Annotated in this window: 5 protein-coding genes; all 5 read left to right on the top strand. The window is 53.1% G+C overall.

Translation table 11 applies throughout. From position 1 onward, the window contains the following. A partial coding sequence (locus tag C5O24_RS09870; protein ID WP_275541807.1) for a transketolase C-terminal domain-containing protein occupies positions 1–212 on the top strand: 212 nt, incomplete at its 5' end. Continuing rightward, positions 209–1543 carry a Trk system potassium transporter TrkA gene (trkA, locus tag C5O24_RS09865; RefSeq protein WP_107035821.1) on the top strand — a complete coding sequence of 445 codons (1335 nt, stop codon included), beginning with the start codon at positions 209–211 and terminating at the stop codon, positions 1541–1543. The genes C5O24_RS09870 and trkA, both read left to right, overlap by 4 nt. Then, positions 1540–3021 carry a TrkH family potassium uptake protein gene (locus C5O24_RS09860; RefSeq protein WP_107035822.1) on the top strand — a complete coding sequence of 494 codons (1482 nt, stop codon included), beginning with the start codon at positions 1540–1542 and terminating at the stop codon, positions 3019–3021. The genes trkA and C5O24_RS09860 overlap by 4 nt, the downstream gene beginning before the upstream one ends. A gap of 102 nt (positions 3022–3123) precedes the next feature. Then, positions 3124–5331, top strand: a complete 2208-nt coding sequence (locus C5O24_RS09855; protein ID WP_107035823.1) for a tetratricopeptide repeat protein — start codon at positions 3124–3126, stop codon at positions 5329–5331. Continuing rightward, positions 5328–6767, top strand: a 1440-nt coding sequence (locus tag C5O24_RS09850; RefSeq protein ID WP_107681773.1) for a M3 family metallopeptidase, incomplete at its 3' end; no start/stop codon positions are given. The genes C5O24_RS09855 and C5O24_RS09850, both read left to right, overlap by 4 nt.

Here is a 6767-nt window from a genome sequence, read left to right as displayed (position 1 = left end):
GTCCGATCGTGACTGTAGAGGACGGAACAATCGACGGAGGTCTTGGCAGTGCCGTGCTCGAATGGCTTGCCGCCAAAGGCCACAACCTGCCAGTGGTGCGTATGGGTATTCCCGACGCTTTCGTTCCGCAGGGTACAGTCGAGCAGTTGCGGCGTCTGTGTCGCTATGATGCGGCCTCGATCGCAGAAACCATAACGAAACTCAAGAAATGAAAATCGTTATAGCGGGAGCCGGCGAGGTCGGATCACATCTGGCCAAACTTCTGTCGAAAGAGGAACAGGACGTGATTCTTGTCGATGCCGATGCCGAAAAACTGGCGGCGATCGATGCCAACTACAATCTGATGACCAACTGCGGTTCTCCGACTTCGTTCACTGTGCTTTCGGAAGCCGGAGTGGCGCAGTGCGATCTGTTCATAGCTGTCACCCCGTTCGAAACCACCAATGTCATAGCCTGCTCCATAGCTAAAAACCTTGGAGCAAAAAAGACAGTGGCGCGCATTGACAACTATGAGTTTATGGAACAGCGCAACAGCGCTTTCTTCAATGCTCTCGGCGTTAACAATCTGATCTATCCCGAATATCTGGCTGCAAAGGAGATATTGACTTCGCTCGAACGCACATGGGTGCGGACATGGTTTGACATCCACGACGGAGAGCTGACAGTGGTAGGCGTGAAGATCCGCGACAATGCTCCTCTGTGCGGCATGCAGCTGAAGGATCTGGCCGCTTCGGGACACAACTTCCATGTGGCAGCCATACGCCGCCGTAACGAGACGATCATTCCACGTGGCGATGACCGTATCATACACAATGATATACTATATTTCACCACGACACGCGACCATATAGAGAATATCCGCGAGATGTGCGGCAAGCGTCAGGTGAACATCCGCAAGGTGCTCGTGATGGGTGGCAGCCGCATAGCAGTGAGACTGGCGGCGATAGCAGGTGACAGATATAAGTTCAAGATCATTGATATCGACCGTCAGCGTTGTGTGAAACTCTGCGAGCGTTGCCCCGATGCAAAGATTGTCAACGGCGACGCGCGCGACATCGACACGCTCGACGAGGAGGGTATCGACGATATGGATGCTTTCATAGCCCTTACCGACCGGTCGGAAACGAATATACTCGCATCGCTGACCGCCAAGGAGCATGGTATAAAGAAGACTATCGCCGAGGTGGAGGATCTGCAGTTTATCTCGCCTGCTGAAAATCTCAACATCGGAACTATCGTCAACAAGAAGCTGCTCGCCTCAAGCACTATATTCCAGATGCTGCTGGCCACAGACTCATCTTCATCGAAGTTTCTCGCACTGGCCGATGCCGACGTGGCCGAGATCGAGGTCAGAGCAGGGTCAAAAATAACCCGCGGGCCGGTGAGAAGCCTGCGTCTGAGCCGTGATGTGACCATAGCCGGACTGATACGCGACGGACGAGGAATGCTTGTGACCGGCCAGACCGTGATAGAACCCGGTGACCATGTGGTGGTGTTCTGTCTGTCGGGTACAATACATAAAATCGAAAGACTTTTCGGATGAGCAGACAGCATATAAGGCTGACGACAATCAATTTCCCCATGGTGCTGCGTGTGGTGGGATGGCTTCTGATGATCGAGGGAGCGTTTCTTGTATTGCCTCTTATGGCATGCGCCGCATACGGTGAAACCGACATGGAGGCATTTGCCATAAGCGCAGTAGCGACAGCTCTGACGGGGTTGCTGATGACATTTGGCATCAGGCCTTCGCGCACTGACATGGGCAAGCGGGAGGGATTTCTGCTGACGGCGCTCGTATGGGTGTTTTTTTCAGCATTCGGTATGTTGCCGTTCATGCTGTGCAGTCATCCACTCGAATTAAGCGACGCCTTTTTCGAGGCTATGTCGGGGTTTACGACCACAGGAGCGTCGGCTCTGACTTCGGTGGAGATGTTCTCACACGGCATTTTGCTGTGGCGATGCCTGATGCAGTGGATCGGCGGCATGGGTATAATCCTGTTTACTCTCGCAGTGATACCGATGCTCAACCATTCGGGGGGAATGCAGATGTTCAATGCCGAAGTGACTGGCATAACCCATGATAAACTCCGCCCGCGCATATCGCAGACGGCCAAAGGGCTGTGGTTTCTTTATTTTCTGCTGACGGCGATACTCACCCTGTTGCTGTGGATAGGGCCGATGGATTTTTTCGACAGTCTGTGCCATGCGTTCTCGTCGATCTCCACAGGCGGATATTCAACCCGCGACGACAGTATCGGAGCATGGAATTCGGCCTATGTGAAACTGGTGATCACGATATTCATGTTTCTCGGCGGTGTGAACTTCGGATTGATGTATAAAGCGATGCATGGCAATCTGAGGTGTTTCTGGCGCAACGACGTGTTCAAGGCCTACATACGTATTATTCTGGTGTTCTACATCTTTTTTGTCATAGCCATAGTGGGAAGGGGGCAGGTGACGGATTTAAGCTCATTCACGCTCGATCCGTTGTTTCAGATCATCTCCACCATTACATCGACAGGCCTGACGGTGAATAATTTTGAGAGCTGGGGAACTTTTGTGCTCGCTCTTTTGTTTCTGCTTATGTTTTTCGGTTCGTGCGCCGGATCGACAAGTGGCGGCGCCAAGATAGACCGTATACTGTTTCTGCTTAAAAACAGTGGCAACGAGGTGTATCGCTGCATACATCCCAACACAATGATGAGCGTGCGCATAAACGACAAGGTGATCGCGCCCGATGTGGTGTCGAAAGTGATAGCTTTCCTATGTATCTATGTGATGATCATAGCGGCGGGGGGTATACTTCTGACAGCTTTCAATATCCCTTTGGTGGATGCGTTTTTCTCGTCGTTCTCGTGTGTCAGCAATACGGGACTCGGCACAGGTGTGACCGGATACGGAGAGTCGTATGCCATAATACCCTCTTCGGGAAAATGGGTGCTGTCGCTGCTGATGCTTACCGGACGACTTGAAATATTTACCGTGCTGCTGCTGTTCACTCCGGGATTCTGGCGTAAATGAGCCGACAGAGGTCGGTTCTGGCATGGTTTTTGATGTATCCATGACCGAAAACAAGCTATGCCTGAACACCAAATCACAGGCCTAAAAACAAGAAAATCCAATATGTCAGACAGCTCTCTCAAAACTCTCCACGATAATATCTCCGATCTCATCTCGCGCCGCCGTCTGGCGCAGGCGATCGACCAGGTAGAGGCAACTCTGTCGGTGTACAACGCGCCTTGGCAGCTGCGTGAACGGATAGAGAAACTACGCACCGATTACGGTTATCTGCGGCGGTATGCGCTCGACGGTGTGGCTGATCCCGGCCGTACGTCACTTTACGATGCCATAGCGTCGCAGCTTCTCGGGATGACCGACGAGGTGATACGTGCCTCGCGGACGGCCGATTCGCCACGGCTCTACTTCTCTACGCTCCGATATGAGAACATGCAGCCCGATTCGTCGATCACGTCGCTGTTGGAGCGCTATACTGAAAATGTCAGAAAGACGGGCCTGGCTCTGTTTGGCGGGATGGATAATGCCGCCGATGACCGGTCGATGCGCGACGTGCAGGAGAAACTCGCTTCGCGTCTGTTCGCCCTTCTCTGGGTGACTCATCCGCTGTCGGACGCCGATGCGGCAGCCATAGAAGGTTTTATCTGCGATCCGACTGTCGGTCGTGGAATCAAACAGCAGCTGATATCGTCGCTGATGCTTGGCGCGCTGGAGATATTCGATGCGGCACGGCTCAGGATCATGCTTTCGATATATTACCGAAGCGGAGAAATATCGGCCGAATTGCGGCTGATAGCTCTTGCGAGTCTGCTGATAGCCATGTGGGGCAACCGCGGGCGACTGTCAGACCGCCGGCTGGCCGACATGCTTGCTGCGGCGTCAGAGTTGCCATCATGGACTTCGGATCTCCGGATGGTGTTCGTGAGATTGCTGAAGGCGACTGATACGGAGCGGATCACCGGGAAGATGGAGCGTGAGGTGATACCCGACATGATGAAAATCAAGCCCGAACTCGACCGCAAGATAAAGGAGCTTAAGGATCTGTCGGATCTCGAGGGCGCGATGGAGGAGAATCCCGAGTGGGAGGAGGTGTTCGAGCGCAGCGGTCTGGCCGAGAAACTCCGCGAACTTAACGAGCTGCAGAGCGATGGCGGCGATGTGATGATGGTCACTTTCTCGCGGCTTAAGAATTTTCCGTTTTTCTCGGATCCGGCCAACTGGTTTCTTGTGTTTGACAAGGATCATTCGTCGATCAGTTTTTTTGACGCTCCCGAAGCCGATGCGCTCAAAGAGCTTGTGGCTGAAATGCCGTATCTATGCGACAGCGACAAGTATTCGATGATGCTGTCGATGAACAGTATTCCCGAGCAACAGCGGGCCATGATGATGCAGCAGTTCAGGGCCGGCAATATCAATTTTGCGGAGATAACCGCATCGTCGTTGCGTCCGGAGGCTGAAAGGGCCGAGAGTGAAGTGAACCGGTATATACAGAATCTTTACAGGTTTTTCAATCTTTTCAGGCGCAAGAACGAATTTACCAATCCGTTTGCCGGATTTATAAATCTTCCTGAAATAGATGAGCTGTCGGAGTGGTTTGACGATGCTGTATTCATACGTGAGACAGCGGAGTTTTATTTCAAACGTGGATATTATGCCGAAGCTCTCGCTATGTTCGGCCGGCTGACCGACCGCGGTGGAAGCGATCAGTGGCAGGTGTATCAGAAGACGGCCTACTGCATGCAGAAACTCGGACGTATCGAGGAGGCTCTGGCTATGTACGGGCGCAGCGAACTGACTAATCCCGACAATGTATGGACTCTTCGCCGCATGGCTCAGTGCAGCCGTATGCTCGGTCGCAACGGGACGGCTATCGAGTATTATCGACGTATATCCGCCTTGCAGTCCGATGATCTGCTGACAACGCTCAATATAGGAATGTGCCTGATGGATCTGCACCGATACGAGGAGGCTATGAAGGAGTTTTTCAAAGTGGAGTATCTCGACGAGCATTCCGACAGGGCATGGCGTCCGATAGTGTGGTGCGCGTTCAGGATGGGTGATATGGCCAGGGCAAGAGCCTATAGCGACAAGATACTCGCATCATCTCCAAAGGCAGAGGATTACCTCAATGCAGGCCATATAGAGCTTTCCGCCGGACATCCACGCGAGGCCGCGTCGCTTTATCTGAAGGCGTCGGAACAGCCGGGCAAGGACTCGCAGTGGTTTCTGAAAGCGATGGAGGATGACGCCGTAGCCCTAAAAGAGGCCGGTGTGGATGATATAATCAAGGCAATAGTTATAGAGGAAATAATATGAACGGAGATATATTCATGCGTCCATTCGACACCCCTTTCGGTGCGGTGGCGTTCGACAAGATAAGCAATGCCGACTATCTGCCGGCATTCGAAACCGCCATAGGGCAGGCCTGGAGTGAAGTCGAGGCCATACGTGACAATGCAGAGGCGCCGACATTTGCCAATACCATCGCGGCGCTGGCGAGGAGCGGAGAGATGCTTGAGCGTGTGGCGGGAGCTTTCTTCCCACTTACGTCGGCCTGTACGGACGATGAAATGATGGATATATCCGTGAAGGTGTCGGAGATGCTTACTGAGCATTCGGTCAGGGTGAGTCTTGACGAGAAGCTGTGGCAACGGATACGCAGTGTGCATGATTCATCGGAATCGGCGGCGCTCGACAGAGAAGACCGTATGCTTCTCAAGGACACATATGAGAAGTTTGTGAGATCAGGCGCTTTGCTTGAGGGCGCCGACCGCGAAGCTTACCGTGAAGCGAAAAAAGAGCTGTCGCAGCTGTCGGAGCAATTCGGACAAAATCTCGTGAAGGAGAATGCCGGAATGAAGATATATCTCGGCGCCGATGATCTTGACGGCCTTCCCGAGAGGCTTGTAGAGGAGGCGGCCGAGAGAGCTGTATCAGAGGGTAGAGCGGGAGAGTATTGTTTCAAGCTTGATTTTCCGGTCTACAGCACTTTCATGTCGCACTCGTCGCGGCGTGATCTGCGCGAGCGTTTTTTCAGAGCCTACTCGTCGCGCAACAGCGCGGGCGAGTACTCAAGTCTCGCTATAGTCAGCCGTATGGCTTGGCTTCGGCTCAAAGTGGCGCGTCTGCTTGGCTATGACACTTATGCCGACTATGCGCTGGCCAACAAGATGGCACGCACACGCAGCAATGTCGACGCCCTTCTTCGACGGCTGAAGGACGCTTATATGCCGGTTCAGCGCGCCGAGGTGGATGCTATCACCGATTTCGCGCGAGTCACGGAAGGTGACAGTTTTGTGACGCGGCAGTGGGATTATGCCTATTACAGCCGTCTGTATCGCATCAGCCGTTATGATTATGATCCTGAGTCGATGCGACCATATTTCAAACTTGACACTACGGTGAAAGGTGTGTTCGGACTGGCTCGCACGCTTTATGGCATAGACTTCGTAAAACGGCATGACATACCGGTGTATCATCCCGATGTGGAGGTGTATGAGGTGAAGGATATCGACGGAAGCCATCTCGGTCTGCTATACATGGATTTCTTCCCGCGCGACGGTAAACGCGCCGGTGCATGGATGACCGATTTCAGGGAGCAGTCGATGCTTCCCGACGGCAGTGATGTGAGGCCCCATGTCAGTATCGTGACCAATTTCACCAGGCCGACATCTTCGACTCCGGCGCTTCTTTCTCCCAATGAGGTCAACACGTTGCTGCATGAGTTCGGACATGCTCTTCACTCACTGTTC

Origin of the sequence: Paramuribaculum intestinale (assembly GCF_003024925.1) — a bacterium.
Taxonomy (GTDB): Bacteria; Bacteroidota; Bacteroidia; order Bacteroidales; family Muribaculaceae; genus Paramuribaculum; species Paramuribaculum intestinale.
The sequence above is the reverse complement of the archived record's forward strand: the minus strand, read 5'-3'. Positions and strand labels throughout refer to the sequence as shown.

What these genes read in the sequence shown, in the direction of transcription:
- C5O24_RS09860 (WP_107035822.1), top strand. Translation starts at nt 1,540, where the DNA reads ATGAGCAGACAGCATATAAGGCTGACGACAATCAATTTCCCCATGGTG.
- C5O24_RS09855 (WP_107035823.1), top strand. Translation starts at nt 3,124, where the DNA reads ATGTCAGACAGCTCTCTCAAAACTCTCCACGATAATATCTCCGATCTC.
- trkA (WP_107035821.1), top strand. Translation starts at nt 209, where the DNA reads ATGAAAATCGTTATAGCGGGAGCCGGCGAGGTCGGATCACATCTGGCC.